This is a genomic window from Streptomyces sp. NPDC040589 (assembly GCF_055594445.1).
This window is the reverse complement of the sequence record NZ_JBVIWP010000003.1, coordinates 212,595-238,041: the sequence shown is the minus strand read 5'-3', so window position 1 is coordinate 238,041 and position 25,447 is coordinate 212,595. Positions and strand designations below refer to the sequence as shown.

Genomic DNA, 25,447 nt, shown 5'->3' with positions numbered 1-25,447 from the left:
CGGGGCGCCGCCGATTCCCTGCGGCCTGATCCGGACGACAGACCCTAGCGGCAGCTGTCCGCGGCCTTGATCATCCGGGCCGCCTCCCCCAGGGCCTCGCGCAGGACCGCGGGATCCGTCGCCAGGTCCGCCTCCCCGGGCGGCAGCAGCCAGTCCGAGCCCTCCACCGGCGGCTCGGGGGCCAGGGTCGTGCCGCGCCCGTCGGTTCCGGTGCAGGTGCTGCCCGGCATGTCCCACGCCGCGGCCGTGCCCGGCGGCACCAGGAAGCCCAGCGTGCCGCCCCCGTCGTCGTGCAGGACGGGCCCGACCGCTTCCGCGGGGCCGCGCCGCAGGATGTCGACCGCCTCCAGACCCTGCCGGGCCGGCACCGTCACGACATCGCAGCTGATCTCCATCCCGGCCTCCACCGCGGAACCCCTGCTTGGACGAGTGGTCGGAAGTCGGGGGCCTCCCGGTCCGTGGGGTTCAACGCGGCCGCCCGTCAACGGCTACGGCGGAAGTCAGCCGCAAAGGATGGCAGTTCATGGCAGATCACGTATGAGATATCCGGTTTGTAGCCAAACCCAGCGTGACGACTCCGGCACAGCAGGTACGTTCTTGCTCGCCGGACGCAAGGCGAGGCCTTACGGGCAATACGCACAGGCCTCCCCATTTCCGGCATGGTTCGACGGTTCGCACGAGAGGACCCGGCCATGGCGTCGTCAACAGTGACCTCGTCTCAACCCGACCGGCCGTCACGGCCGAACCTCGCCTTCCGGCAGCTGCGCGGACAGCGCTCGCCGGCCGAGTTCGCCGCGGTGATCCGCCGGGCCGCCCTCGAGATCGGCGAGCAGGTCAGCTGTGACGCCCGGTACATCGGCCGGGTCGAGGCGGGCGAGATCCGCTGCCCCAACTACGCGTACGAACGGGTGTTCCTGCATATGTTCCCAGGCCGCACGCTCACCGACCTGGGCTTCGCGCCCCGCTCGTCGGTACGCGGACGCCGGGCGCGCGACACCGAGGACGCGCCCCTGACGTGCACCACGAACCCGGCGAACGCCACGAGTGAGACCAGCGGGGCGTGCGAGCCGTATGAAACACAGAACCCGTACGACCCGTACCACCCGCACGACACCTACGAGGAGAGCGACGTGCTACGTCGCGCATTCATGACCAGCGGGGGCGCCACCGTGGCCGCCGCCTCGCTGGGCCCCGTCGGCCTCACCCTCGACGCCGCGGCGGCACAGCGCCCCGTGCACCGCGCCGGGGGCAGTGACGCGGGTGCCCTGGAAGAAGCCGTCCGCCGCATCCGGCTGCTCGACGACCGGCACGGAGCCGACGGCCTCTACCGCCGTGCGGCCGCCCCGCTGCGCGCCGCCTACGCCCTGCTGGACGCCGGCGCGACCCGGCAGACCACAGCGGACCGGCTCTACTCCGGCGCCGGTGAACTGGCCATCTCCGTGGGCTGGCTGGCCCACGACTCGGGACGCTTCGACGACGCCCGCTCCCACTACGCGGAGGCACTGGCGACCGCCCGGATGACCGGCGATCCGGGCCTGGAGGCGCATGCCTTCTGCAATACGGCGTTCCTCGCGCGCGACGCGGGCCGGCCGCGCGAGGCGGTCAGGGCGGCCCAGGCCGCGCAGCGCGTCGCCCGGCCCGTGGGCTCGGCCCGGCTGATGTCGCTGCTCGCGCTGCGCGAGGCGGGCGGCTGGTCGGGACTCGCCGACCGCGTCGGCTGCGAACAGGCACTGGCCCGGGCACAGACCTTCTTCGAACGCGGCACCTCGGAGGCCGACCCCGAGTGGATGAGCTTCTACGGAGAGGCCGAACTGGAGGGCCTGGAGGCGCAGTGCTGGTCCGCGCTCGGCGACTGGCGCCGGGCGGCACGGCACGCGCGGCGGGCGGCGGACCTGCAGGATCCGCACTTCACGCGGAACATCGCGCTGTACACGGCGGAGCTGGCGGACGACCTCGCGCGGGGCGGACGGCCCGACGAGGCGGCGACGGCGGGGATGCGGGTGCTGGATCTGCTGGAGGAGGTCCAGTCGTCCCGGATCCAGACGATGCTGGCGGCCACGGCACGCGTGCTGTTGCCGCATCGCCGGGCTTCCGGGGTGTCGGCGTTCCTGGAGCGGCACGCTTCGGCGCCGAGGGTCACCTAGCTATCCGAGGTGCCCGAGGTCGTTCCAGCTCTCGATCGCCGGCTCGCCGTACGCCCACCCCAGTACCGACAGTGACGTCGGGTTCAGCCGTATCCGCGCCGCGAAGTCGATCGGCAGACCCAGCCATCGCGCCCCGAGGGTGCGCAGGATGTGCCCGTGGGCGAAGACCAGGACGTCGCGGTCCTCGGAGCGCGCCCAGGAAACCACCTGGTCCGCCCGGGCCGTCACCTCGGCGAGGGTCTCGCCCTCGGGGACGCCGTCGCGCCAGATCAGCCAGCCGGGCCGGACGGCCTGGATGTCCGCCGGGGTCATGCCCTCGTAGGCCCCGTAGTCGACCTCCAGCAACGCGTCCCAGGCACGCGCGCGGTCACCGAAACCGGCCAGTTCACATGTTTCACGCGCGCGTGCCAGCGGGCTGGTGCGCACCTCGATGCCGGGCAGTCCGTCGTACGGCGCCCGGTGCAGACGTTCGCCGAGCAGCTTGGCACCACGCCTGCCCTCCTCCAGGAGGGGTACATCGGTCCTGCCGGTGTGCTTGCCGGACAGGGACCACTCGGTCTGTCCGTGCCGGGCCAGCAGGATGCGCGGAGCCATGGGGGACCTTTCCGGAAGAAAAACGCGAGCGGAACTCCTCCATCATCGCGCACGCTGGTGACGGGCAACCCGGGGGGCGATCTCTGCGTCTTTGAGGTCCGGAGGGCGCCCCCAGGGCGCGCACACGCGCCGTAAGGTGGCACGACCGGCCGGCGGGGAGCCGTGACGACGAAGGGGGAGGGCGATCGGATGCCGCACACCGAGACACCGGGCACCGAGGCGGCCCCTGCGCCCCGGCTGCGCTGGTGGACGGAGCTGCCGCTCATCCTGCTGGTGTACGCGTGCTACTCGGCGGGCCGGCTCCTCGTGCGGGGCGACGTCTCCGGGGCGGTCGACAACGGTCTGGCGATCCTGCGGATCGAGAAGGCCCTGTTCCTCAACGCAGAGCACCCGCTCAACCGCCTCTTCACGCACGAGGCGTGGATAGGCATACCGGCGGACTTCTGGTACGCGTCGCTGCACTACCTGGTCACGCCGGCGATCCTCATATGGCTGTTCCGCTCCCGGACCGTGCGCTACCGCGCCGCGCGCACCTGGCTGTGGACGTCGACCTTCGTGGGCCTGATCGGCTTCACGCTGCTGCCGACCTGCCCGCCCCGACTCCTCGACGCGAGCCACGGCTTCGTGGACACGATGGCCCAGTACAGCTCGTACGGCTGGTGGGGCGGCGAGGCGAGCGCCCCGCGGGGCCTGGGGGGTATGACCAACCAGTACGCGGCCATGCCGAGTCTGCACGTGGGCTGGGCCCTGTGGTGCGGAGTGATGCTGTGGCGCTACGGCGGTACGCGCACGGCGAAGGCGGCCGCCGTCGCCTACCCGCTGATCACCACGATCGTGGTCATGGGCACCGCCAACCACTACTTCCTCGACGCGGTCGCGGGCGCGGCCGTCATGGGCGTCGGACTGCTGCTGGCGCCGCTGGTGATGCGCACGGCGGACCAGGTCAGGGCACGGTTCGTGCCGCGGTTCGCGGCGGTCTCGGCGGTCTCGGCGGACTCCTCTTCCGCAGCCACTCCCGCATCCGCCTCCGCAGCCACATCCGCGGCCTCTTCCGCCGCGGGTTCCTCGGATGTCAGTGCCGGATGCCAGACTTCCGCGGGTGAGCGAATTCCACGGCAGCGCGATGCGCGGTTCGGAGCGGGAGCCGAGCCGAGTGCCTCTCCCCAGGACGCGGGGGACGGCGCTCCGGCAGCGGCTCGCTGAGCTGCGCGGGCCCGACGTACCCGCGAAGGCACTGGACGCACGCGCTCTGGCGGCGCTGGCCGCCAACCCCGGTTGTGCGCGCCGCGCGATCCTCGACGGTGCCGGGGTGAACAAGGCGGCGCTGGCAAGCGCGCTGGGTGCGCCGTCGGCCTTCGGACAGTCCCAGTTCGCGCTCACGCGAGGCAACGCGTTCGAGGCGCGGGTCAAGGCCGACGGCGGCGCGGAGCTGCTGCGGCTGGTGCACGAGAAGCTGGACCGGACCGCCGAGCCGCCCGCCGACGCGCGCGTGCCCGACCTGACCGCGACCGGCCCCCAGGGGCGTACGGCCCGTACGGCGCTGGAACTGCGCGAGGCCACCGAGCATCCCGGCGCGTGGACGCTGCTCGACCACCCGATGCTCGCGCTGGACGTCGCGGGCTCCCCGGCGTTCCTGGAGCCGGACGCGGTGGTGGTGCACCCGGACGGCAGCTGGACCGTGGTCGAGATCAAGTCCTTCCCGCTGCTGGACGGTTCGGCGGACCCGGCGAAGGTCGGGGCGGCGGCCCGGCAGGCGGCGGTGTACGTGCTGGCCCTGGAGGAGGTCGCGGAGCATCTGGATCCGGCCCCGCGCGTGCGGCACCGGGTCCTGCTCGTCTGCCCCCGGGACTTCTCCAACCTGCCGGCCGCGTCCGCCGTCGACATCCGCAAGCAGCGCGCGGTGACGGCCCGCCAGCTGGCCCGGCTGACCCGTATCGAGGACATCGCCGACGAGCTCCCCGAGGGCACGTGCTTCTCCCCCGAGCTGCCCGCCGACGAGCTGACCTCCGCCGTGGAGTCGGTCCCGGCGACCTACGCGCCCGAGTGCCTGTCCGCGTGCGAGCTGGCCTTCCACTGCCGGGGCCGGTCCCGGGAGGCGGGCGCGGTGACGACGCTCGGCCGTCCGGCGCGGGCGGAACTGGGCGGCCTCGAAACCGTCGAGGACGTCCTCGCGGCGGCCCGCGGGGAGGCCGGGGATCCCGGTGACCCTGCGGTGGCGGCGCTGCGGCGGGCGGCGGCCCTGCGGGCCGAGGCGCTGGAGGCGGCGTGTCGCTGATCTCCACCCTTGCCCGGCTCGAGGCCGTCAGCACCGGGCGCGCCCAGCCCGCCGCCACCGTCCGGCACCGGCATCTCGGCGACCGCCCGCTGGTGTTCGTGCCGCTGATCACCGCCGGTGAGGCCGGCGCCCCGCTCGGCGCGCTGGTCGGCACCGACCGGGACGAGCCGCGCCTGCTGGTCGTCCCACAGCCCCGCGACCGCGACCTCAGGTTCGCGTTCCTGGCCGAACTGGCCGACGTGGTGCTGCCGTACGTCGACGCGTTCGCCGAGGTCGTGGAGGCCGCGGAGCGCACCGAGACCGACCCGGAGACCGGCAAACGCGTGAAGGTCGAGGTCGACCTGTGCGCGGACGCCCCGCAGCTGATCGTGCCGAGCCGCGCGGGCATCGACCTGGTGCGGCTGCTCGGACGCTCCACCCGCTTCCGGCGTACGGCGGAACAGGACCCGGAAGCCCCGTATCCGGCGCCGCCCCGGGTGCCGTTGCTGGGGCGGTGGCTGACGCACTTCGGGGAGCGGGCCCGGGTGCCCGGATCCTCGCTGCTGCTGGCGATGACCGACGTCCTGGGCCGGCACTGGGCGACCGGGCAGTCCACCCTGGAGGACCAGCATCTGGGGGCGCTGCTCGCCTGGATCGACCCGCCGGAGGGCCTGTCCGGCGCCGAGGCCGCGCTGCGGGCCGAGCTGGAGCGGGACGAGCGGGGCCAGCTGACGTGTCCTCCGGCCGGTCCGGCCACCGACCCGGCGTTCGACAACAAGCTGCTCGCCCCGGCCATCGAGCGCTACGACCGGGCCCGCACGGCCCACGCCGTCGCCGAGGACGGGCTGGAGGCCGACGACCGGCTCGGCTCGCTGACCGGCGCCGAGCGGGAGATCCGCGACCTGGTGCTCAGCCGCACCCGGCCCACCTGGGACGCGATCTGGCGGGGCCTGGACCTGCTGCGGGAGCTGCCCGAGGGGGCGTATGCCGAGGAGCGGTGGACGCGCGACCGCTGGTCCTTCACCGGCCACCGCGACCGGGTCCTGGCCGGCGAGCCCCCGCAGCCGCGTCGCGACGACGCGGTCACCGCGGCGAACAAGCTGGCCACGCGCGAGCGCGAACAGGCCCGGCTGGAGGCGCAGGAGGCCCTCGACGATCCGCTGGTGATGGCCGGACGGCGGCTGTCCGGGGAGGCGTTCGCCGGCGAGGTCACCGATGTCGTGATGGCGTACAGCGAGGGCAAGCGGCCCAGCCCGCGCCCCCTGGTCACGGTCCGCACGGACGACCGGCCGCATCTCGGGGAGCGGACGAAGGTGTACCGGTCGCTGGGCGGGAAGTCGCAGTCGGCGGAGTTCGTCCGGGACGAGGAGGACGGCGCGTACGTCGTGCTGCGGGTCCTCGACAAGATGGGCCGCGGCAAGGAGCCCGAGCCGGGGTCCGTGCCGGAGAAGGGCGACCGGGTCTGCTTCACGCTCTTCGAGCACGAGCAGCGGGGCGGCGCGAAGCTCCCCGACCCGGAGGAGACGCCGTGGACGCACGGCGGGCCGCCCGGTGAGCCGACGCTGGAGACGGCCGACCCGGTGACCGAGGAGGACGTGCTGTGACGACGGTCTTCGACCCTTCCGCCGCCGCGACACAGGCCACCGACGCGATCCTCCACGACACGCTGCACGGCACCGCGCGCGGTGTGGTCGTCGACTCGCCGCCCGGTGCCGGCAAGTCCACGCTCGTCGTGCGCGCGGCCCTGGAACTCGCCGGGGCGGGCCACTCATTGATGGTCGTCGCGCAGACCAACGCCCAGGTCGACGACCTCGTCCTGAGGCTCGCCGAGAAGAATCCCGAGCTGCCGGTGGGCCGGCTGCACAGCAGCGACGCGGACCCGTACGACAAGGCGCTCGACGATCTGCCGAACGTCCGTAAGTCGGCGAAGGCGGGCGACCTCGCCGGGCTGGCCGTGGTGCTCTCGACGGCGGCGAAGTGGGCTCACGTCAAGGTCGACGAACCGTGGCGGCACGCGATCGTCGACGAGGCGTACCAGATGCGCTCGGACGCGCTGCTCGCGGTGGCCGGGCTGTTCGAGCGGGCGCTGTTCGTGGGCGACCCGGGGCAGCTGGACCCGTTCGCGATCGTGGGCAGCGAGCAGTGGGCGGGCCTGGCGTACGACCCGTCGGCCTCGGCGGTGACGACCCTGCTCGCGCACAACCCGGATCTGCCCCAGCACCGCCTGCCGGTCTCCTGGCGGCTCCCGGCCTCGGCGGCTCCCCTGGTCTCGGACGCGTTCTACCCGTTCACGCCGTTCCGCAGCGGCACCGGCCCGGGCGACCGTGCCCTGTCCTTCGCCGTCCCCTCCGACGGCTCGGGCTCCGACCGGGTGATCGACGAGGCGGCCGTATCGGGCTGGGGCCTGCTGGAACTTCCCCCGCGACACACCCCGCGCACGGACCCGGAGGCGGTACGGGCGGTGGCGACGGTCGTACGGCGCCTGCTGGACCGGGGCGGCGCGGCGACGTCGGAACGCTCAACGGACCCCTCGCCCCTCACCGCCGACCGCATCGCCGTCGGCACGGCGCACCGGGACCAGGCGGCGGCGGTACGTGCCGCCCTGGCCGACCTCGGCGTCACCGACGTGGTCGTGGACACGGCGAACCGGCTGCAGGGACGTGAGTACGACGCCACGGTGGTCCTGCACCCCCTCTCCGGCCGCCCCGACGCCACGGCCTTCCACCTGGAAACAGGCCGCCTCTGCGTCCTGGCCTCCCGCCACCGGCACGCCTGCATCGTGGTGTGCCGGGCGGGAGTGAGCGACCTGCTGGACGACTATCCGTCGACGGAGCCGGTGCAACTGGGGACAGTGGTGAAGTTTCCGGACGGGTGGGAGGCGAATCACGCGGTGCTGGCGCACCTGGCAGAACACCGCGTGACGTGGCGCCCGTGAGCCGCGCGGGCAGAGACCCCCGCGGGCACATGTGGCTGAACATCGCGGGTCCCGGCGGCCCCGGCGAACGCCGGGTGGTGTGGCGGCCGTACCCACTCCCGCGATGCCCACTTGCGCGCCCGCGAGACAATGGACGGTGGCCCACTCCACCGGGAGGGCCGTGCGCGACGTACGAGGAGGAGAAGACATGGCGGAGCCCACGCCGCGTCGGAACGAACCGCGGCTACGCCCCGCGCCCCTGCTTTTCGAGCCCGCGGAGGCGGCCTCCGACCCTGAGCACTTCTTCGACCTCGAGTCGATCGACGATCCCCGGGCCCTGCTGGCCCGGTCGACGGAGCTGACGCTGGCGTTCCGGGCCGCGGCGGACCGGGCCGTCGAGTTCCAGGCGATCGCGGCGGCACAGCTGGCCGATCCACGGCGGTTCGACCGGCTGACGACCGCGGACATCGCCGAGCGGGCCGAGTGGACCGAGGACTACGCCAAGAAGATGGTCGAGTTCGGCCGGGACCTGCTGCGGGGCGGCGTCGAGGGCCGGGGGCCCGTCGACCCGGTGTGATCTACGTGGCATATGCCAGGCGGGCAAGATACTCCCTCCCACCCCCTCCTGTCCCGGTTTCCCGCAACCCTCGGGAACCGCACGCTCACGGCCGGTAGATGTAGATGTCATGAGCAGCGGATGGAACGCCTCCCATGTCACCCCGGACGGAGCCGCCTGGCTCGCTTCGGCAGGAACGTATCCGCGAAGCACGCTCGCCCTCTGGGCGGAGCGGCCTGACGCGCCGATCGTGCTGCCCTGCGGGGCGGTCTTCGACGTGGTCAGCGCGCCCTCCACGTTCGGGCGGCGGATGCTCGACCGACTGTGGGACGACGGCCCCGGCTCGGGCCCGGTCGCGGAGTTCCGCGGCCGCATGCTGCTGTTCGCCGCACCGGGCACGGCCCAGCGGCTCCCGGCGCTGCTGGAGTGGGAGGAGTGGGGCACGCTCGGCCGCGACGGCGGGGAGGCCGGCCGCACGGGCGCCGTACCGCCCCTGCTGTGCCACGGCACGGGCGACGCCGTGACCATCCCCGCACCGACGGAGCCCGCCTCCCCCGCCCGCTCCGGCTGCCGCTGGCTCGTCGCCCCCGACACCCGTCAGCCCTGGCTCCCGGGCCCGGAAGTACTGCTGTGGGCGGCCGTGCGGGCGGCCCGTTCGGCGGTGCGGATTTCGATTTTTCCTCCCGCCGACCAGGGTGCTAAGGTCTACGACGTCAGCAGGCGCCGCTAGCTCAGTTGGTTAGAGCAGCTGACTCTTAATCAGCGGGTCCGGGGTTCGAGTCCCTGGCGGCGCACAGACGGTGAAAGACCCCCTCGCGAGAGCGAGGGGGTCTTTCGCGTGTCCGCGACGCCCTCAGCGGCCCACCGTGATCTTCACCGTCCACGCCCCCGAAGCCGTACGCCCCTCCACCTCCACCCGCACCCCCTCCCCCGGCACCGTGAAGCTCTCGCCGAGGGCGATCGGCGCGTCCGCGAGGGGCGGGTACACCGAGTCCTCCCAGCACGCCTCGGTCCGCGGATGGGCGTCGATCACCTCGATGGGGCCGCCCCCGGACTGTGCCTCGCCCCGCACCCGGTACACGAGCACCCCCTGCCGGCACGCGGCCGTGTCATTGCCCACCGGCCCCCGCGCCTCGAAGGCGAGCACACTGTCGGGGCCCGTCCGCACCACCGCGAGCTTGGCGCCCCGCCCGAGGCCGAAGACCGGCGCCCCGGCGACGCCCGAGACCGGCACCCCCGGCGCCGCGGCCAGCGGCTCCAGGGTCAGCCGGGCCGGCCCGGCGTCCTGCACACACCGCACCTGCCGCGGATTCAGCCAGCCCAGCTTCCACTTGTGCCAGCCGAACAGGTCAGGGGCGAGTCCGAACTGGCTGCCCATCAGGTCCCAGTCGCCGACATGCGTGTCCCAGTCGCCCTTGCCGTCGGCGGGCCGGTGGTAGAGGTCGGGCAGATCGAAGACATGCCCGGTCTCGTGGGCGAGGACGAGCCGGTCCGGCGGATGCTGCTCGAACACCGTGACGACCCGGCGCAGATCGGTACCGTCGGCCCGCATCGGGCTGGTGAGATTGACGACCTTGGTCGCGTCGGAGTCCACGCCGGGCGCGTCCGGGTCGGCGACGAAGTACACGACGTCGTAGCGCGAGAAGTCGACCTCCGGGTCGGCCGCGGAGAGGGCGTCCCGGAGGTAGGCGGCCCGGTGCTCGGCGCTCCAGTCGCGCTGTATGGCGTACGCCGTGGAGGGGCGCGGCATCTGGATCCAGTGGCCGAGCGGGTGCGGGCGCAGGGTGAAGCGGCCGTAGGACGCCCGTTCGAAGAATCGGGTGGTGTCCGGGAAGTGGTCGGCGGTCAGTTCCTGCGGCGTGGTCAGCGGACGGGCGTCCGGGAAGGAGAGGAAGACCATGACCGCGTCCAGGGAGCGGGCCGGGCGCGGATAGGCGGCGTTCCAGGTGTCCAGGCCCTCCGAGTGGTGGGCGTCGGTGCGGGTCAGGGCGCAGGGTTCGGCCGAGTCGGGCCCCGCGGCCGAGTGGCCGGTGCCGAGGGAGGTGGCGGCGAGGGCCGACATGGTGGTGAACACGGCCGCGGTAGCGCGCAGTCGGGCGCGCGAGAACTGACGCGGCACGGATACCTCCGGGTACGGTTCGCGGGACACCGCACCCAGCCTGTGTCGATTTGTATTACTGCGCCCTGTTTGCCTGCACCAGTCGGGTGAAGGAGCCGAAACATCGCGGAAGGCGACATCCCAGAAGCACTCACGGAATGTCACAACTGGTCGGGGGCCTGAAGAAGCCGTCCAGGTGCGAGCAGAAACGATCTGGCAGAAGGGCCGGTTGGTCGGGAACACTGGACACCGGCTGGAAGGCCCTGGGGCCAGCCTCTATGATCGGCACACTTTCCTGACCTTTCCTGCACGGACAGAGATCGAATACATGCGGGAGCGAGCGGTGAGCGGAACCTCCGAAGGGCCGGCGCCCGCGGCAGACCTCGACCGGCCGGTCGTCACAGAGAGTGAGATCGATACGTCCCCCCGTACCGAGCACGTGTCGCAGCCGCCCTATCGCTCCGTCTTCACGGCCGCCCCGCTCGCCATGGCCGTCGTGGACCGCGAGGGCACGGTCGTCAGCGCCAACGACTCACTCGCCGCGCTGCTCGGCACCGCCCCGGACGAACTCGCCGGGGCCGTCGCCGCAGATCTGGTCGACCTCACCTCCGACGCCCGCACCTGGCACGCCTACCGCGAGGTGCTGCGCGGCCGGCAGTCCCGGCTGCGCTGCACACGCCGCCTCAAGCACCCCGACGGGCACTCGCTGTGGGTGCAGGTGACGGTCGCCCCGCTGCCCGCCGACGACCGGGGCGTGCTCATGTCCGTCGCCGACATCAGCTCCCGCCGGGAACTCCAGGCCCGGCTGCGGCACTTGCAGATGCACGACGCGGTGACCCGGCTGCCCAACCGCACGCTGTTCTTCGAACGTCTGTCTGCCGCACTGGAGGCGGAGTCGTACGAGCAGAGCGGCACGGGCCGGATCGGGCTGTGCTATCTGGACCTGGACGGCTTCAAGGCCATCAACGACACCCTCGGCCACCGCGTCGGCGACCGGCTGCTGGCCGCCGTCGCCGAGCGTCTGATGCGCTGCGCGGACGAGACGGGTTTCGCCCGCACCAGCACCCCGCTGGTGGCCCGGCTCGGCGGTGACGAGTTCGCGCTGCTCGTCGAGGACTCCACGGGCACCGAGCAACTGGCCGAGCTGGCCGAAGCCGTACTGCGGGCGATCCAGGACCCCTTCGACATCTCCGGCCAGCGGCTGTCGGTCTCAGCGTCGATCGGGGTCGTGGAACGGCACGCGGCCGGCACCACCCCCACCGCCCTGGTGCAGGCGGCGGACACGACGCTCTACTGGGCGAAGGCCGACGGCAAGGCCCGCTGGACGCTGTTCGACCCGGAGCGCAACGCCCACCGCATGACCCGCCAGGCCCTGGCCTCCACGCTCCGGCCGGCCATCGACCGGGGCGAGTTCCGGCTGGAGTACCAGCCGCTGGTCGGCATGGAGGACGACCGGCTGCACGGGGTCGAGGCGCTCATCCGCTGGAATCATCCTCAGTTCGGCGTACTGACGCCGAATCGGTTCATCGGACTGGCCGAAGAGGACGGGTCGATCGTCCCGCTGGGCCGCTGGGTGCTGCGTACGGCCTGCCGGCAGGCCCGCCGCTGGCAGCGGGAGCACCCGGACGAGCCGCCGATCTTCGTCAGCGTCAACGTGGCGGTCCGCCAGGTCTGGGACTCGGACCTGGTCGCGGACGTGGCCGAGACCCTGGCCGAGACGGGCCTCGCGCCGCATCTGCTCCAGCTGGAGCTGACCGAGTCGGCGGTGATGGGCTCGGGCGGGCGGCCGCTGCAGGCCCTGAAGGCCCTGAGCGACATGGGTGTGCGCATCGCCATCGACGACTTCGGCACGGGCTACTCGAACCTCGCGTATCTGAGCCGGCTGCCGGTGTCGGTGCTGAAGCTGGACGGTTCCTTCGTGCGGGGCTTCCAGTACGACGACCGGGACGCGGCGGCGCGCCCGAACCCCGCCGACGAGGTCGTGGTCGAGGCGATGATCCAGCTCGCCCACCGGCTGGGGCTGACCGTGACGGCCGAGTGCGTGGAGACCTCGGCCCAGGCGGTCCGGCTGCGGCGCATCGGCTGCGACACCGGACAGGGCTGGCTGTACTCCCGTCCGGTGTCGCCGGACCGTATCTCCGAGCTGCTGGGCACGCCGGATGTTCAGGCGGGCGTCGGCAACCCGTAGGCGTCGGCGATGAGTTCGTAGCTGCGGACACGGACGTCACCGCCGTGCGCGTTGGCCGTGATCATCAGCTCGTCGGCGCCGGTGCGCTTGGCGAGGTCGTCGAGGCCGGAGCGGACCTCGTCCGGGGTGCCGTGGATGACATTGGCGTTCCAGGAGTCGACGAAGTCGCGCTCCATGGGGCTGAACTCGTAGGCCGCCGCCTCCTCGGGGCTGGGCACGAGGCCGGGGCGGCCGGTGCGCAGCCGGACCATGCTGAGGGCGGCGGCCAGCACCTGTCGGCGGGCCTCCTTCTCCTCGTCGGCGGCGAGGGCGGAGACGCCGATGAGGGCGTACGGCCGGTCGAGCACGGCGGACGGCTGGAAGGACTCCCGGTACAGGTCCAGGGCGGGGAGGGTGTTCTGCGCCGAGAAGTGGTGCGCGAAGGCGAAGGGCAGCCCGAGGGCACCGGCGAGGCGGGCGCTGAAGCCGGAGGAGCCGAGCAGCCAGAGCGGCGGCCGGTGCGGGGACTGGACGCCGCCGGGGGACGTGGCCTGGACCGGACCCGGTACGGCGTGGATACGGCGGTAGCGGTGCCCGTCGGGGAAGTCGTCGTCGAGGAAGCGGGTCAGCTCGGCGAGCTGCTCGGGGAAGTCGTCGGCGCCCTCGTTCAGCCGGTCCGTGCGGCGCAGGGCCGCGGCCGTGGCGCCGTCCGTGCCGGGGGCGCGGCCGAGGCCGAGGTCGATCCGGCCCGGGGCCATCGCCTCCAGCGTGCCGAACTGCTCGGCGATCACCAGCGGGGCGTGGTTGGGCAGCATCACGCCGCCCGAGCCGAGCCGGATGCGGTCGGTGTGGGCGGCGAGGTGGGCCAGGATCACGGCCGGGGACGACGAGGCCACGCCCGGCATGGAGTGGTGCTCGGCGACCCAGTAGCGATGGAAACCGCGGGCCTCCGCGAGGCGGGCCAGGTCGACGCTGGTACGCAGCGCGTCGGAGGCGGTGCGGCCGGCCCCTACGGTGACCAGGTCCAGTACGGAGAGGGGGACGGGGGCGCTGCCCTGCGCCGCGCCGCGAATCTCGTCGCCGCGTATCTCGTCTGCCGCCACGGTGGGGTGCCTCCTGCTGTGGGCCGTGTGCTGTCGTTCCGGCCTTAACAGGAGACTGTCTCCGGTTATTCCCCGGGCGTCGGGCGGCCTGCGCGCAGTCATCACGCCGAACGCCCGGAGGGGCCCAAGAGGTGTGGCCGATTCCGGCCCTCATGGAAGGTGCGTTCGAGGGCACCGCTCTCTGATGACAAGGAACGGGTCCAGCCTGCGCGACCGTGACCGTGGCCGTGGCGCGTCGCCGGAGACGACGCCCCGTTCCACCACCACCGCCGTATCCTCCGCCCTCGCCCCCGCCCCCCGAACAAAGGACATGAGCCCATGTCGGTTCCGATGGCTCACGACGACGTCACGCTGGCCTACAAGGGCCTGGGGCTGCTGCCCGACTGGGCGGCGATCGCCATCGCCGTGCTCGTCTGTGTCTGGCTGGTCGTTGTCCTGGTCCGGCGCAAGCGGTCATAGGCCGGGCTCGTCCTCGCCGCCCGGGCAACGGCCCGGGCGGCGAGGACGGCACTCGTCGATCACGCCTGCACGATCGGCTCCCTCGTGAACAGCGCCCCCAGCTCCGGCGCGTTCACGCGGCGGTCGGCCAGGCGCAGGCACTCCCAGACCGTGACCTGGTTGGCGGTGAGGATCGGCTTGCCGAGTTCCTTCTCCAGGGCCGGGATGTGCGCGGCCGTGTGCAGGGCCGTGTCCGGGAGGAGCAGGGCCTCGGCGTCGGGGTGGTCGGAGTTGCGGGCCAGGGCGAGGAGTTCGGCCTCGCCCCAGGTGCCGACCTCGGCGGCCGTGATGATGCCGGAGCTGTTGACCGACACGACCTCCACACCGTCCGAGCGCAGGAACTCGGCGAAGAGCCGCGCCACGTCGTCCGGGTACGTCGCCCCGATCGCGACCCGCCGCGCTCCCAGCTCCTTCACCGCGTGCGCGAAGGCGAAGGACGTCGAGGAGGCGGGCATGCCGGCCGTCTGCGCCAGGGAGCGGACCTGCTCCTGGGCGCCGTCCCAGCCGTAGACGAAGCTGCCGCTCGTGCAGGCCCACACGACGGCCTCCGCGCCCGCGTGCCGCAGCTCCTGGACGCCCGCCGCGAGCCGCCCGGCGGAGCCCATCTCCAGCAGCGCGTCGACCCGGTGCGCGTCCTCACCGATATCGGTGTGCACCAGGTCCACCCGGATGTCGCTGCCCAGCAACTGCTCGATGCGCGGATAGTCGTCCTCGGCCGAGTGGCCCGGGTAGAGAAATCCCAGTGCTGTCATGTCCAGCCTTCCTGCTGCTCTTCTTCCGGCACTACAGGGCCGGGGTCCGCCCCCGGCGATCCGAGACCGGCGCGCGCCTCCGGGTTGATCAGCGCTTGATACGGTCCCACCGCACGGGTACCCAGTCGGCGCAGCGCAGCCCACATCGTCACTTGGTTGGCCGAGATCACCGGGATCCGCAGCTCGGCCTCCAGCTGCGGGATGACGTCGTAGGTGGGCAGGTTGGTACAGCTGATGAACAGGGCGTCGGCGTCGCCGCGTACGGCCTCCCGCGCCATGTCCACCACCTCACGGTAGGGGACCTTCCAGATGTGCCGGGTCAGGCCCATGAAGGCACACCCGGAGATCGTGACGCCCGCCTGGGCGACGTAGGCCTCCAGCGACTGGGTCACCGACACCGTGTACGGCGTCACCAGCGCGACCCGCCGTACGTCCAGCTCCACCAGGGCCTCCAGCAGCCCGCCCGAGGTGGTGATCGCCGGTACGGCACCCGCCCGGCTCATCGCCTCGCACATCGCGCGCTCGCCCATGACGCCGCCGACGAAGCTGCCCGACGTACAGGCGTAGGCGATGACCTCGGGGGCGATCGCGTTGATGGTGCGGACCGCCTCGCTCAGCGTCTCGTGCTCGCTGACCAGGCGGGCCAGATCGAGGCTCACCTCGACCGGCACGAACGGTGTTCGTGTCATGTGCAGGGAGACCTCGTCCGGCACCCAGCGCCACAGCTCGCGGTCGAGTGCGAAGTCGAAGGGTGCGACAACGCCGACCCCGCGCTGCGGGCTGGGCCCGCCGAGAAAAGAGACGTCCATGGCAGGCACCGGCCTCACGCTGGGCAACTAGTGTGCAACGGATCGTGGGAACGCCCGTGTTGACGACGGTAGGTTCGGGTGCGAGCGTGGTCAATCCGCCTGGATCACTCCTTGGTCAACACCCGGTTAACTCGTCGTCACCGGCCGGCACCCGAAACCCGGCCGACCCCGCCGCACGGCTGGAGAAACGGCTGCTCATGCCCACTCCCACCCTCCTCGTCCTGGACGCCGAACCCCTGCCCCGCCTCGGCCGACTCACCGGCCGCGCCCGGATCGAACACACCGACGCGGAAGGTCTCGCCGAGCGTCTGCCGCATGCGGACGCCTTGCTGGTGTGGGACTTCACCTCACGCGCCGTGCGGGACGCGTGGCCGGGCGAGGGTCCGCGGCCACGCTGGGTGCATACGGCGAGCGCCGGTGTGGACCATCTGATGTGTCCGGAACTCGCCGCTTCCGACACGGTGGTGACGAACGCGCGCGGGATCTTCGACCAGCCGATCGCCGAGTACGTCGCCGCGCTCGTGCTGGCGATGGCCAAGGATCTGCCGCGCACGCTGGAGTTGCAGCGGGAGCGGACCTGGCGGCACCGCGAGTCGCACAAGGTCGCCGGGGGCCGGGCCGTCGTGGTCGGCTCCGGGCCGATCGGCCGGGCGATCGCCCGCACGCTCGGGGCGCTGGACATCACGACCGCGCTCGTGGGCCGCGCCCCGCGCACCGGCGTGCACGGCCCGGAGGACCTGGACCGGCTGCTGGCACGCGCCGACTGGGTGATCGCGGCGGCGCCGCTCACCGAGCAGACGCACGGCATGTTCGACGCCCGCCGCTTCGGCGTGATGCAGCCGTCCGCCCGGTTCGTCAACATCGGCCGGGGCCAGCTGGTCGTCGAGGACGCGCTCGCCGACGCCCTGGCCAAGCACACGATCGCGGGCGCCGCGCTGGATGTCTTCGAGGCCGAACCCCTGACCCCCGACAGCCCGTTGTGGCAGCTCCCGGGCCTGATCGTGTCCCCGCACATGAGCGGCGACATCGTCGGCTGGCGGGACGAACTCGGCGCCCAGTTCGTGGACCTCTACGAACTCTGGGCGAGCGGAGAGCCACTGAAGAACGTGGTCGACAAACAACGTGGGTACGTACCTGGTCACTGACGTTCCTTGGAGGGTGGATGACCGAGCTCACCGACCTGACCGCCGTACGGCTCCTCGACGGGTACCGCAAGGGCGAGTGGAGTCCCGTGGAGGCGACCCGGGCGGCGCTGGAGCGGGCCGAAGCGATCCAGCCGGAGGTGAACGCCTTCGTCCGGCTGACCGCCGATGACGCGCTGGCCCGGGCCCGGGAGTCGGAGGAGCGATGGCGGCGCGGTGAGCCGCAGGGGCTGCTGGACGGGGTGCCCGTCACGGTGAAGGACATCCTGCTGCAGCGCGGCGCGCCGACCCTGCGCGGCTCGAAGGCCGTGGATCCGGCGGGGCGCTGGGACGAGGACGCCCCTTCCGTGGCGCGGCTGCGGGAGCACGGGGCGGTCTTCATCGGCAAGACGACGACCCCCGAGTACGGTTGGAAGGGCGTGACGGACTCGCCGCTCAGCGGCGTGACCCGCAACCCGTACGACCCCTCGCGCACCGCCGGCGGGTCGAGCGGCGGCAGCGCGGCGGCCGTGGCGCTCGGCGCGGGGCCGCTGTCGCTGGGCACGGACGGCGGCGGCAGTGTGCGCATCCCGGCGTCGTTCTGCGGGATCTTCGCGCTGAAGCCGACGTACGGGCGGGTGCCGCTCTACCCGGCGAGCGCGTTCGGCACGCTGGCGCACGTCGGGCCGATGACCCGGGACGCGGCGGACTCGGCACTGCTGATGGACGTGATCGGCCACCCGGACTCGCGCGACTGGTCGGCGCTCGCCCCGCCGCCGGGTGCGTACACGGAGGGCCTGACGGGCGGGGTGCGCGGGCTGCGCGTGGCGTACTCGCCGTCGCTGGGCGGGCAGGTGGCGGTGCGCCCGGAGGTCGCGACGGCGGTGCGGCACGCGGTGGAGCGGCTGGCGGAGCTCGGCGCGTACGTCACGGAGACCGACCCGGATCTCACCGACCCGGTGGAGGCCTTCCACACCCTGTGGTTCAGCGGGGCGGCCCGGGTGACCGAGCATCTGGGACCGCACCAGCGGGAGTTGCTGGACCCGGGCCTCAGGGAGATCTGCGCGCAGGGCGCCAGTGCCTCGGCGCTGGACTATCTGGCCGCGGTGGACGTCCGGATGGACCTGGGCCGCCGGATGGGCGACTTCCACGACACCTACGACCTGCTCGTCACCCCGACCCTGCCGATCACGGCGTTCGAGGCGGGCGCCGAGGTACCGAAGGGATCAGGCCACCGGCGCTGGACGGGCTGGACGCCGTTCACGTACCCGTTCAACATGACGCAGCAGCCCGCGGCGAGCGTGCCGGTCGGCGCGGACGGGGACGGTCTGCCGATCGGGCTGCAGCTCGTGGCCGCCCGGCACCGGGACGATCTGGTGCTGCGGGCGGCCCACGCGCTGTACGAGGCCGGGGTGGCTTCCGCCGGCCGGTCTAGGCCCTCCGGAAGCTGAGCGACTCCCCCGCCGCTCCCGACCTCCACAGGTCGTTGCACGCCTCGGCCATGTTCTGCAGGCCGTCGACGACCTGGCCCCAGACGATGCCGGGGACCCAGCCGACATCGCCGTTCAGCAGCAGGTTGTTGCGCTCGTAGAACAGGGCCAGGTCGACGAGCGTGGTCCCGGCGCGGACCTCGCGGTCGTAGCCGTAGGACTTGGTCCCCAACTCCGCACCCGCGAAGGTGAAATAACACAGATCGCCCGGAATGGGGGTGACTGTCGGGTTTTCCAGAGGTGGCTCGGTTTCGGCGAAGGGCGGGAAAAGGGCGTAGATCTCGTTGCGTGCGTACTTTGCGTGGTAGACGTCACTGGCCAGCGGAAGGGAATCCCAGACGGCCGCGCAGGTGATCGGCGCGCGATCGTCCAGCAGCTTGGCCGTGCAGGTCACGTCGCGCTTGACCAGCGAGAGTTCGATGAAGCGATCAGCCATGCCTCCATGGGAGTGCCCCTCGGCTCCGCGGTCAAGAGCGCGTCGGCGAAGTGCGGGGCTCGAAAAGATCGGCATAACTCGGGTTCGGTCGGGTAGCCGCGCGCCCATGGCTCCACCACAGAGAAGCCCCCTCAGAATTCCGGAACCCATAACCCGGACCATGTCCGGGGCTGCGTCCGGTCCCACACGCCGATCGCTGCTCGCGGGGGTCGCGGCGCTCGGCGCGCTGGGCGCCGCCGGATGCAGCCGGGTCGCCACCGCCTCGGACGTCGAGGGCGGTGACCTGCTCGGACGGCTCCGGGCCGCGGGCGTCGTCCGCCTCGGCATCGCCGGCGAGATCCCGTTCGGGTTCATCGACAAGAACGGCGAGCTGACCGGTGAGGCACCGGAACTGGCCAAGGTGATCTTCAAGCGTCTCGGCGTCGACCGGGTGCAGCCCGTGCCGACCGAGTTCGGCTCGCTCATCCCGGGCCTGAACTCCCAGCAGTTCGACGTCGTCGCGGCCGGGATGTACGTCAACCCCGAGCGCTGCGAGCAGGTCATCTTCTCCGACCCCGACTACCAGATGCTCGACGCCTTCATCGTGCGCAAGGGCAACCCGAAGGGGCTGCACAGCTACAAGGACGTCGTCGCGAAGAAGGCGAAGTTCGCCACCGGGACCGGCTACGCCGAGATCCAGTACGCCGTCGAGGCGGGGTACAAGGAGAGCGACATCCTCATCGTCCCGGACCAGGTGGCGGGTCTGAACGCCGTCGAGGCGGGGCGCGTGGACGTGTTCGCCGGTACGGCGCTCACCGCCCGTGAGGTGGTGAAGAAGTCCGCCAAGGCGGAGGCGACCAAGCCCTTCACACCGATCGTGGGCGGCAAGCCGCACGTCGACGGAGGCGCCTTCGCGTTCCGGCCGACCGAGACGAACCTGCGGGACGCCTTCAACGTCGAGCTGCGCAAGCTCAAGAAGAGCGGCGAACTGTTCCGTATCCTCCAGCCCTTCGGTTTCACGAAGGCCGAGATGACGGATCTGACCGCGAAGGAGCTGTGCGGCGGATGACCTCGGGACTCTGGGAACTCGTACTCAAGGGCGTGTGGACCACCGTCCAGCTGCTCTTCTTCAGCGCTCTGCTGGGCGCGGCCGTCTCCTTCGTGGTCGGCGTCGCGCGCAGCCACCGGCTGCGGTTCGTCCGCTTCCTCGCGGGCTTCTACACCGAGGTGTTCCGCGGCACCTCCGCCCTGGTCATGATCTTCTGGGTGTTCTTCGTGCTGCCGGTCGCCTTCGGCTGGCAGCTCGTGCCGCTGTGGGCGGGCACGCTCGCGCTCGGGCTGACCTACGGCGCGTACGGCGCGGAGATCGTGCGCGGCGCGCTGAGCTCGGTCGACCCGGCGCAGCAGGAGGGCGGCATCGCGCTCTCCTTCACGCCCTGGCAGCGACTGCGCCTGATCCTGCTGCCGCAGGCGGTGCCGGAGATGATCCCGCCGTTCTCGAATCTGCTGATCGAGCTGCTCAAGGGCACCGCACTGGTGTCGATCACGGGCATGGGCGACCTGACGTTCAGCGCGAACCTGGTGCGCCTCGCGCTGCAGGAGAGCGCGGAGATCTACACGTACATCCTGGTCATCTACTTCGTGATCGCCTTCCTGCTCACGCGGGTCATGCGCGGTCTGGAGAAGAAGCTCAAGGCCGGTGTCGGGAAGAAGCCCGACAGCAAGACCCGGGCGCCTGAGCCGGTCGTGGTGGAGGGGGTCCGATGACCTGGGACTGGAGCGCGGTCTCCGACTTCATGCCGGACTTCTGGAAGGGCCTGCTGGTCACCCTCCAGATCCTGGTGTTCGGCTCGCTGATCTCGTTCGCGCTGGGCCTGGTGTGGGCGCTGCTGATGCGGGTGCCCTCGCGCTGGGTGACCTGGCCGGTCGGGGCGGTCACGGAATTCGTCCGCAACACCCCGCTGCTGGTGCAGCTGTTCTTCCTCTTCTACGTCCTGCCCGAGTGGGGCCTGACCTTCTCGGCGCTGGCCACCGGCGTCTTCGCGATCGGGCTGCACTACTCGACGTACACGATGCAGGTCTACCGGGCCGGTATCGAGGCCGTGCCGGTCGGCCAGTGGGAGGCGGCGACGGCGCTGAACCTGCCGCTGCGGCGGACGTGGACCGCGGTGATCCTGCCGCAGGCGGTGCGCCGCGTGGTGCCCGCGCTCGGCAACTACGTCATCGCGATGCTCAAGGACACGCCGATGCTGATGGCGATCACCGTCCTGGAGATGCTCGGCCACGCGCGCCTGTTCTCTCAGGAGCACTTCCAGTTCACCGAGCCGCTCACGGTGATCGGCGCGGCCTTCATCGTCATTTCCTACCTGGCCTCCCTTGCCCTGCGAGCCCTGGAGCGACGCCTTGCCCACTGACACTCTCCCCAATCCCGAGAAGAACCCCGCCAAGAGCACCGGCGAGCTGATCCGGCTGGAACAGGTCACCAAGCGGTTCGGCCAGAACACCGTCCTGGACCACCTGGACTTCTCGGTCGACGCCGGCAAGCACGTCACCCTGATCGGGCCGTCCGGCTCCGGCAAGACCACGATCCTGCGGCTGCTGATGACCCTGCTCAAGCCCGACGAGGGCACGATCACGGTCGACGGGCAGCAGTTGTTCCCCGCCTCCGACAAGGAGGTCCGCGAGGTCCGCAAGAAGATCGGGATGGTGTTCCAGCAGTTCAACCTGTTCCCTAACATGACCGTGCTGCGCAACCTCACCGAGGCGCCGGTCACCGTCCTCGGCATGTCGAAGGACGAGGCGGTGGAGCGCGCCAAGGGCCTGCTGGACCTGGTGGGCCTGGCCGACCGGTGCGACGCCCACCCCTCTCAGCTCTCCGGCGGTCAGCAGCAGCGCGTGGCGATCGCCCGGGCACTGGCGATGCAGCCCAAGGTGCTGCTGCTGGACGAGGTGACCTCCGCGCTCGACCCGGAGCTGGTCGCGGGCGTGCTGGACCTGCTGCGGGACATCGCCCGCAGCACGGACATCACCATGCTCTGTGTGACCCACGAGATGAACTTCGCCCGGGACATCTCCGACCAGGTACTGATGTTCGACTCGGGCCGGGTCATCGAGTCGGGCCCGCCGGAGAAGATCTTCAGCGACCCGGAGCTGGACCGGACGAGGGAGTTCCTCAGCGCGGTGCTGTGACCACGGCCCGCGAACAGGACCGACGTCGGGCCCTCGGATCGGGGCATGCTCCTGGCATATGCCAGAGGGTCAATGCCCCGGCCCGGGGGCCCGAAATCTTGTCAACCCCCGCTCTCCGCAACCCCTTTGCCGGTTATCGTGGAGACGATTCGCTGTCCGGATTACGGCCCAACAGCAAGCGCAGGGGGAGACCACCGTGGCGCTGAGGAACGAGCCGACCACCCCGTACCACTCGGCCCAGGAAGCCCTGCGCGTCCTGGAGACGGTGGCGCGAAACAGCTCCGGCGTCACCGACACCGAGCTCGCCCGGCGTACCGGCATCGGACCCGAGCGGCTCACCCCGCTGCTGCGCATGCTGCGCCGCGAGGGCTACGTCGAGCAGATCGCCGACGGCGCGTACGTCACGGGCGAGGCCCTGACGCGCCTCGGCTCCGCCCACCATCGCGAGCAGGCCCTGCGCGACAAGCTCCAGCACACCCTCGACCGGCTGCGCGACTCGGTCGGCGCCGCCGTCTACATGAGCCGCTACGTCGACGGCGAGATCAGCATCACCCAGTACGCCGACAGCCCGGCCACGCCCAAGGTCAACGAGTGGGTCGACTTCCGCTCCTCGGCCCACGCCACCGCCATCGGCAAGAGCCTGCTCACCCAGCTCGACCACGCCGGCCGCCGCGACCACCTCGCCCGGCACAAGATGGCCCGCCTCACCTCGCGCACCATCACCAGCGACCGCCTGCTGCTCTCCAGGCTGGAGGCCCAGCCGGCCACCGTGCCCGTCCTGGACCTCCAGGAGTACGCGGTCGGTACGGTCTGCGCGGCCGTCCCCATCACGGCCGGCTCCTCCGTCGGCTGCCTGGCCCTGTCCCTCCCGGTCGAGCACGCCCACCGCCTCCGCCAGGCCGCGGACGCCCTCAACCGCAACGCGGCCCCGGTCCTGCTGTCCATGGCGATCTAGCCGCCGCGAGGTGGTCAGAAGCACCCCTGGAGACCGGGTAGTATTTTCCCGTCGCCCACCGAGGAACGTGGTTCCACCGGTCGGCGGTGTGAGTCATGCGCCGCTAGCTCAGTTGGTTAGAGCAGCTGACTCTTAATCAGCGGGTCCGGGGTTCGAGTCCCTGGCGGCGCACCGGTGAAGGGCCTCTCGTGGGAGCGAGAGGCCCTTCGGCGTGTTCGAGGTCCTCCCCGGTCAGCCTGCGGTAGGTGCCCTTCCCCTGCGGTCGCCACCACACCGGATCTTCACACCGGAAGCCCTCCCCGCGTAACGCCGCCCGGTGGATCTTGTTCGTGGCCGTGACCGGCATGCGGTCCGTCACCCGGACGAAACGAGGGGCCATCTTCGTCCCCAGGTCCGGCTGGGCGAGCAGGAACTCCGCGAAGGACAGCGGGTCGAAGGTGCCGGCGATGGTCGCCATGACCTGGTCGCCGGTCACCGGGTCCGGTACCGCGTACACGCAGACCGCCTCGGCCCCGTCGTAGCGGGCGAGGATGTTCTCGATCATCGCGGCGGCCAGGTTCTCGCCGTCGACGCGGAGGCGGTCGTCGGTGCGGCCGGCGAAGTGGAGGTAGCCGTCGGGGTCACGGCAGAAGAGATCGCCCGTCCAGTACCAGCCTCCCCCGCTCCCGGCTTCGCTCGAGCGGGGGGACCCCCGCTTGCGGCGCTCCGCCTCGGCCGCCGGGTTGCGCCAGTAGCCCTCGAAGGAGCTGGGTCCCTGGTTGACCAGTTCGCCGATCGCCTCGTCCCCGTTGAGCAGCCGGCCCGCAGCGTCGAAGCGGGCCGGTGGACACTCCCGGCCCGTCTCCGGGTCCAGGACCACCAGCCCGGGCGTCGCCCGCCCGACCGCTCCGACCGGCGTGCCCGGCGACCACTGCACGGCCGCCCCGCCCTCCGACGAGCCGTACCCCTCGACCAGCCGCACCCCGAACCGCCGCTCGAAGGCCGCCGCGTCCACCGCGCCCGCCTCCGTGCCGAAGCCCAGACGCAGGGGGTTGTCGCGGTCCCCGGGGTGGGGTGCGGTGGCCAGGACGTACTGGATCGCCCGGCCGACGTAGGTGAAGTAGGTCGCCCCGTAGCGGCGTACGTCCGGCAGGAAACGGGACGCCGAGAAGCGGCGGCGCAGCGCCACGGCCGCCCCGGTGACCAGCGCAGGCGCCCAGTCGGCGATCACCGCGTTGCCGTGGAACAGCGGCATGCAGATGTAGTGGACGTCGTCCGGGCCCAGGGAGAACTGCCCGGCCAGGGAGCGGCCGGCGGCTGCCAGGCGGCCCTGGGAGCAGAGGGCGGCCTTGGGCGCGCCGGTCGAGCCGGAGGTGAAGTAGAGCAGGAGCCGGTCGTGCGGGGCGGCGCGGGAGGGGTCGGGCCGGGCGCCGGCGTACGGGGCGAGCAGGGCGTCGTACTCCTCCGAGCCGGTCAGCAGCAGGCGTACGCCGGGCAGTTCGAGACCGTCGAGCAGGTGCAGACGGGCCCGTTCGGTGATCAGCACCCGGCACTCGGTGTGCAGGATGTCCCGGGCGAGTTCGGGCCCCCGGCGGGTGGGGTTGATCCCGGCGACGGCGGCTCCCGCGAGAGCGGCCGCGCTCAGCCACATCAGGTACTCGGGGGTGTTGTCGAGCAGCACACCGATGTGCGGTTCGGCGCCGGGTGGCAGCAGGTCGGCGAGGAGCGCCGCCCGGACGGCGGCCCCGGTCGCCACCTCGTGCCGCGTGAGCACCCCGCCCTCGAACCACAGCCCCGGCCGGTGGTCACCCCACCGCGCCGCCACGAGCTCCGCGACCGTGCGCCCCTTAGTGGCTCCCATGAAGGCGCACCGTAGCTGACGTACCGTCAGATGTGGAGCGCTAGGGCAGCGGCGACTCGCCCACGGCGGAGAACATCGCGTACGTCACGGCCATGAAGCCGAGAGCGAAGAGGATGAAGGTGCCGAGGAAGGCGAGCAGGCACCCCGTGCCCACCGCCAGCCTCCCCCGCGCCGGGGGCCTGGCCGTGGCGTGCTCCGGGCGGTCGGCCGGGTAGTGCACGGTGACGATGTCGCCCTCGAGGGTCGTCCCCGGCCCGCCCGGCTCCTCGAACCGGACGCCGCGACCGTCGCGCGTGGTGAACTCGTAGACGTGGTGCAGAGTCGTGCGCACCGAGCTGTCGCCGCCACCACTCGTCGTCGCGTACGTCCGCAGACAGCGCGCCTCGGCGGTCAGGCCGCTGTTCCAGGCGCGGCTGACCCGCACGGAGCGGCGGATCACCACGACCGCGACGCAGGAAACCACCGCGATCACGAGCGTGGGCACGATGTAGAACAAGACTTCCATGAGCTCCCCCGAAGGCCCCACGCCGGCCTTCGATCGGCCGGCG

Annotated in this window: 25 protein-coding genes and 2 tRNA genes; 18 read left to right on the top strand and 9 right to left on the bottom strand. The window is 72.0% G+C overall.

Features of this window, described 5'->3' with window-relative positions:
* Positions 1-44: 44 nt before the first annotated feature.
* Complete coding sequence (locus tag ACZ58V_RS13630; protein ID WP_468190158.1) at positions 45-395, bottom strand: hypothetical protein; 351 nt, start codon at positions 393-395, stop codon at positions 45-47.
* A gap of 297 nt (positions 396-692) precedes the next feature.
* Here ACZ58V_RS13630 and ACZ58V_RS13625 point away from each other — a divergent pair, with 297 nt between their 5' ends.
* Positions 693-2,144, top strand: coding sequence for a hypothetical protein (locus tag ACZ58V_RS13625; protein ID WP_468190160.1), 1,452 nt, complete (start codon positions 693-695; stop codon positions 2,142-2,144).
* Here the strand turns inward: ACZ58V_RS13625 and ACZ58V_RS13620 are convergent, their stop codons facing one another.
* Positions 2,145-2,738 carry a histidine phosphatase family protein gene (locus tag ACZ58V_RS13620; protein ID WP_468190162.1) on the bottom strand — a complete coding sequence of 198 codons (594 nt, stop codon included), beginning with the start codon at positions 2,736-2,738 and terminating at the stop codon, positions 2,145-2,147.
* Positions 2,739-2,927: 189 nt separating this feature from the next.
* On the opposite strand from ACZ58V_RS13620, the gene ACZ58V_RS13615 reads away from it, so the two are divergent.
* The 7 genes from ACZ58V_RS13615 to ACZ58V_RS13585 all read left to right on the top strand — a co-directional run bounded on the left by ACZ58V_RS13615 (position 2,928) and on the right by ACZ58V_RS13585 (position 9,256).
* The gene (locus tag ACZ58V_RS13615; RefSeq protein WP_468190164.1) at positions 2,928-3,941 is read left to right on the top strand and encodes a phosphatase PAP2 family protein; all 1,014 of its coding nucleotides are present in this window, start codon (positions 2,928-2,930) and stop codon (positions 3,939-3,941) included.
* The gene (locus ACZ58V_RS13610; RefSeq protein WP_471290684.1) at positions 3,892-5,013 is read left to right on the top strand and encodes a hypothetical protein; all 1,122 of its coding nucleotides are present in this window, start codon (positions 3,892-3,894) and stop codon (positions 5,011-5,013) included. The genes ACZ58V_RS13615 and ACZ58V_RS13610 overlap by 50 nt, the downstream gene beginning before the upstream one ends.
* Positions 5,004-6,596 carry a hypothetical protein gene (locus ACZ58V_RS13605; RefSeq protein ID WP_471290099.1) on the top strand — a complete coding sequence of 531 codons (1,593 nt, stop codon included), beginning with the start codon at positions 5,004-5,006 and terminating at the stop codon, positions 6,594-6,596. Before ACZ58V_RS13610 ends, ACZ58V_RS13605 begins: the two co-directional genes overlap by 10 nt.
* Positions 6,593-7,927, top strand: coding sequence for an AAA domain-containing protein (locus tag ACZ58V_RS13600; RefSeq protein WP_471290097.1), 1,335 nt, complete (start codon positions 6,593-6,595; stop codon positions 7,925-7,927). The genes ACZ58V_RS13605 and ACZ58V_RS13600 overlap by 4 nt, the downstream gene beginning before the upstream one ends.
* Positions 7,928-8,114: 187 nt before the next feature.
* On the top strand, positions 8,115-8,483 hold the full coding sequence (locus ACZ58V_RS13595; protein WP_193478260.1) for a hypothetical protein: 369 nt from the start codon (positions 8,115-8,117) through the stop codon (positions 8,481-8,483).
* A 109-nt stretch (positions 8,484-8,592) separates the two neighbouring features.
* Positions 8,593-9,192, top strand: coding sequence for a bifunctional DNA primase/polymerase (locus ACZ58V_RS13590; RefSeq protein ID WP_468190169.1), 600 nt, complete (start codon positions 8,593-8,595; stop codon positions 9,190-9,192).
* Positions 9,183-9,256: transfer RNA gene (locus ACZ58V_RS13585), tRNA-Lys, on the top strand. Before ACZ58V_RS13590 ends, ACZ58V_RS13585 begins: the two co-directional genes overlap by 10 nt.
* A 59-nt stretch (positions 9,257-9,315) precedes the next feature.
* On the opposite strand, the gene ACZ58V_RS13580 is transcribed toward ACZ58V_RS13585, so the two are convergent.
* Positions 9,316-10,611: a M6 family metalloprotease domain-containing protein gene (locus ACZ58V_RS13580; protein WP_468190171.1), complete on the bottom strand. Its 1,296-nt coding sequence runs from the start codon at positions 10,609-10,611 to the stop codon at positions 9,316-9,318.
* A gap of 277 nt (positions 10,612-10,888) precedes the next feature.
* Between ACZ58V_RS13580 and ACZ58V_RS13575 the strand changes: the two genes are divergently transcribed.
* Positions 10,889-12,748, top strand: a complete 1,860-nt coding sequence (locus ACZ58V_RS13575) for a putative bifunctional diguanylate cyclase/phosphodiesterase (RefSeq protein WP_359894052.1) — start codon at positions 10,889-10,891, stop codon at positions 12,746-12,748.
* Here the strand turns inward: ACZ58V_RS13575 and ACZ58V_RS13570 are convergent.
* Positions 12,724-13,830: an LLM class flavin-dependent oxidoreductase gene (locus ACZ58V_RS13570; protein WP_471290096.1), complete on the bottom strand. Its 1,107-nt coding sequence runs from the start codon at positions 13,828-13,830 to the stop codon at positions 12,724-12,726. The two genes, ACZ58V_RS13575 and ACZ58V_RS13570, sit on opposite strands and share 25 nt — an antisense overlap.
* A 318-nt stretch (positions 13,831-14,148) precedes the next feature.
* On the opposite strand from ACZ58V_RS13570, the gene ACZ58V_RS13565 reads away from it, so the two are divergent.
* The gene (locus tag ACZ58V_RS13565) at positions 14,149-14,289 is read left to right on the top strand and encodes a hypothetical protein (protein WP_468190177.1); all 141 of its coding nucleotides are present in this window, start codon (positions 14,149-14,151) and stop codon (positions 14,287-14,289) included.
* Positions 14,290-14,348: 59 nt separating this feature from the next.
* Here the strand turns inward: ACZ58V_RS13565 and ACZ58V_RS13560 are convergent, their stop codons facing one another.
* Both ACZ58V_RS13560 and ACZ58V_RS13555 read right to left on the bottom strand, forming a co-directional pair.
* Positions 14,349-15,080, bottom strand: a complete 732-nt coding sequence (locus ACZ58V_RS13560; RefSeq protein ID WP_189723870.1) for a maleate cis-trans isomerase family protein — start codon at positions 15,078-15,080, stop codon at positions 14,349-14,351.
* Positions 15,077-15,889, bottom strand: coding sequence for a maleate cis-trans isomerase family protein (locus ACZ58V_RS13555; RefSeq protein ID WP_189723871.1), 813 nt, complete (start codon positions 15,887-15,889; stop codon positions 15,077-15,079). Before ACZ58V_RS13555 ends, ACZ58V_RS13560 begins: the two co-directional genes overlap by 4 nt.
* A gap of 197 nt (positions 15,890-16,086) precedes the next feature.
* Between ACZ58V_RS13555 and ACZ58V_RS13550 the strand changes: the two genes are divergently transcribed.
* Both ACZ58V_RS13550 and ACZ58V_RS13545 read left to right on the top strand, forming a co-directional pair.
* Positions 16,087-17,034 carry a D-2-hydroxyacid dehydrogenase gene (locus ACZ58V_RS13550; RefSeq protein ID WP_189723872.1) on the top strand — a complete coding sequence of 316 codons (948 nt, stop codon included), beginning with the start codon at positions 16,087-16,089 and terminating at the stop codon, positions 17,032-17,034.
* A gap of 17 nt (positions 17,035-17,051) precedes the next feature.
* A complete protein-coding gene (locus ACZ58V_RS13545) occupies positions 17,052-18,461 on the top strand; it encodes an amidase (RefSeq protein WP_471290095.1) in 1,410 nt (469 codons plus the stop codon).
* On the opposite strand, the gene ACZ58V_RS13540 is transcribed toward ACZ58V_RS13545, so the two are convergent.
* Positions 18,442-18,936 (bottom strand): DUF3830 family protein, encoded by a 495-nt coding sequence (locus ACZ58V_RS13540; protein ID WP_471290094.1) that lies wholly within the window; start codon positions 18,934-18,936, stop codon positions 18,442-18,444. The two genes, ACZ58V_RS13545 and ACZ58V_RS13540, sit on opposite strands and share 20 nt — an antisense overlap.
* A 160-nt stretch (positions 18,937-19,096) precedes the next feature.
* Here ACZ58V_RS13540 and ehuB point away from each other — a divergent pair, with 160 nt between their 5' ends.
* The 6 genes from ehuB (at position 19,097) to ACZ58V_RS13510 (ending at position 23,230) form a co-directional block, all read left to right on the top strand.
* Positions 19,097-19,984 (top strand): ectoine/hydroxyectoine ABC transporter substrate-binding protein EhuB, encoded by an 888-nt coding sequence (gene ehuB, locus ACZ58V_RS13535; protein WP_468190184.1) that lies wholly within the window; start codon positions 19,097-19,099, stop codon positions 19,982-19,984.
* On the top strand, positions 19,981-20,682 hold the full coding sequence (gene ehuC, locus ACZ58V_RS13530; protein WP_189723876.1) for an ectoine/hydroxyectoine ABC transporter permease subunit EhuC: 702 nt from the start codon (positions 19,981-19,983) through the stop codon (positions 20,680-20,682). Before ehuB ends, ehuC begins: the two co-directional genes overlap by 4 nt.
* On the top strand, positions 20,679-21,329 hold the full coding sequence (gene ehuD / locus ACZ58V_RS13525; protein WP_468190186.1) for an ectoine/hydroxyectoine ABC transporter permease subunit EhuD: 651 nt from the start codon (positions 20,679-20,681) through the stop codon (positions 21,327-21,329). The genes ehuC and ehuD overlap by 4 nt, the downstream gene beginning before the upstream one ends.
* Positions 21,319-22,104: an ectoine/hydroxyectoine ABC transporter ATP-binding protein EhuA gene (gene ehuA / locus ACZ58V_RS13520; RefSeq protein ID WP_468190188.1), complete on the top strand. Its 786-nt coding sequence runs from the start codon at positions 21,319-21,321 to the stop codon at positions 22,102-22,104. The genes ehuD and ehuA overlap by 11 nt, the downstream gene beginning before the upstream one ends.
* 196 nt (positions 22,105-22,300) lie before the next feature.
* Positions 22,301-23,059: an IclR family transcriptional regulator gene (locus ACZ58V_RS13515; protein ID WP_468190190.1), complete on the top strand. Its 759-nt coding sequence runs from the start codon at positions 22,301-22,303 to the stop codon at positions 23,057-23,059.
* A gap of 97 nt (positions 23,060-23,156) precedes the next feature.
* Positions 23,157-23,230 (top strand) — tRNA-Lys (locus ACZ58V_RS13510).
* On the opposite strand, the gene ACZ58V_RS13505 is transcribed toward ACZ58V_RS13510, so the two are convergent.
* Together ACZ58V_RS13505 and ACZ58V_RS13500 are read right to left on the bottom strand one after the other, a co-directional pair.
* Positions 23,196-24,899, bottom strand: coding sequence for a long-chain-fatty-acid--CoA ligase (locus ACZ58V_RS13505; protein ID WP_471290092.1), 1,704 nt, complete (start codon positions 24,897-24,899; stop codon positions 23,196-23,198). The two genes, ACZ58V_RS13510 and ACZ58V_RS13505, sit on opposite strands and share 35 nt — an antisense overlap.
* Positions 24,900-24,939: 40 nt before the next feature.
* Entirely contained in the window at positions 24,940-25,404 is a 465-nt protein-coding gene (locus ACZ58V_RS13500; RefSeq protein WP_468190192.1) for a DUF3592 domain-containing protein, read from the bottom strand.
* Positions 25,405-25,447: the final 43 nt, after the last annotated feature.

Excerpts from the sequence above, each read along its gene's own strand:
- ACZ58V_RS13630 (WP_468190158.1), bottom strand. The coding sequence starts at position 395 with ATGGAGATCAGCTGCGATGTCGTGACGGTGCCGGCCCGGCAGGGTCTG.
- ACZ58V_RS13625 (WP_468190160.1), top strand. The coding sequence starts at position 693 with ATGGCGTCGTCAACAGTGACCTCGTCTCAACCCGACCGGCCGTCACGG.
- ACZ58V_RS13620 (WP_468190162.1), bottom strand. The coding sequence starts at position 2,738 with ATGGCTCCGCGCATCCTGCTGGCCCGGCACGGACAGACCGAGTGGTCC.
- ACZ58V_RS13615 (WP_468190164.1), top strand. The coding sequence starts at position 2,928 with ATGCCGCACACCGAGACACCGGGCACCGAGGCGGCCCCTGCGCCCCGG.
- ACZ58V_RS13595 (WP_193478260.1), top strand. The coding sequence starts at position 8,115 with ATGGCGGAGCCCACGCCGCGTCGGAACGAACCGCGGCTACGCCCCGCG.
- ACZ58V_RS13590 (WP_468190169.1), top strand. The coding sequence starts at position 8,593 with ATGAGCAGCGGATGGAACGCCTCCCATGTCACCCCGGACGGAGCCGCC.
- ACZ58V_RS13575 (WP_359894052.1), top strand. The coding sequence starts at position 10,889 with ATGCGGGAGCGAGCGGTGAGCGGAACCTCCGAAGGGCCGGCGCCCGCG.
- ACZ58V_RS13565 (WP_468190177.1), top strand. The coding sequence starts at position 14,149 with ATGTCGGTTCCGATGGCTCACGACGACGTCACGCTGGCCTACAAGGGC.
- ACZ58V_RS13560 (WP_189723870.1), bottom strand. The coding sequence starts at position 15,080 with ATGACAGCACTGGGATTTCTCTACCCGGGCCACTCGGCCGAGGACGAC.
- ACZ58V_RS13555 (WP_189723871.1), bottom strand. The coding sequence starts at position 15,889 with ATGGACGTCTCTTTTCTCGGCGGGCCCAGCCCGCAGCGCGGGGTCGGC.
- ACZ58V_RS13550 (WP_189723872.1), top strand. The coding sequence starts at position 16,087 with ATGCCCACTCCCACCCTCCTCGTCCTGGACGCCGAACCCCTGCCCCGC.
- ACZ58V_RS13545 (WP_471290095.1), top strand. The coding sequence starts at position 17,052 with ATGACCGAGCTCACCGACCTGACCGCCGTACGGCTCCTCGACGGGTAC.
- ACZ58V_RS13540 (WP_471290094.1), bottom strand. The coding sequence starts at position 18,936 with ATGGCTGATCGCTTCATCGAACTCTCGCTGGTCAAGCGCGACGTGACC.
- ehuB (WP_468190184.1), top strand. The coding sequence starts at position 19,097 with ATGTCCGGGGCTGCGTCCGGTCCCACACGCCGATCGCTGCTCGCGGGG.
- ehuC (WP_189723876.1), top strand. The coding sequence starts at position 19,981 with ATGACCTCGGGACTCTGGGAACTCGTACTCAAGGGCGTGTGGACCACC.
- ehuD (WP_468190186.1), top strand. The coding sequence starts at position 20,679 with ATGACCTGGGACTGGAGCGCGGTCTCCGACTTCATGCCGGACTTCTGG.
- ACZ58V_RS13505 (WP_471290092.1), bottom strand. The coding sequence starts at position 24,899 with ATGGGAGCCACTAAGGGGCGCACGGTCGCGGAGCTCGTGGCGGCGCGG.
- ACZ58V_RS13500 (WP_468190192.1), bottom strand. The coding sequence starts at position 25,404 with ATGGAAGTCTTGTTCTACATCGTGCCCACGCTCGTGATCGCGGTGGTT.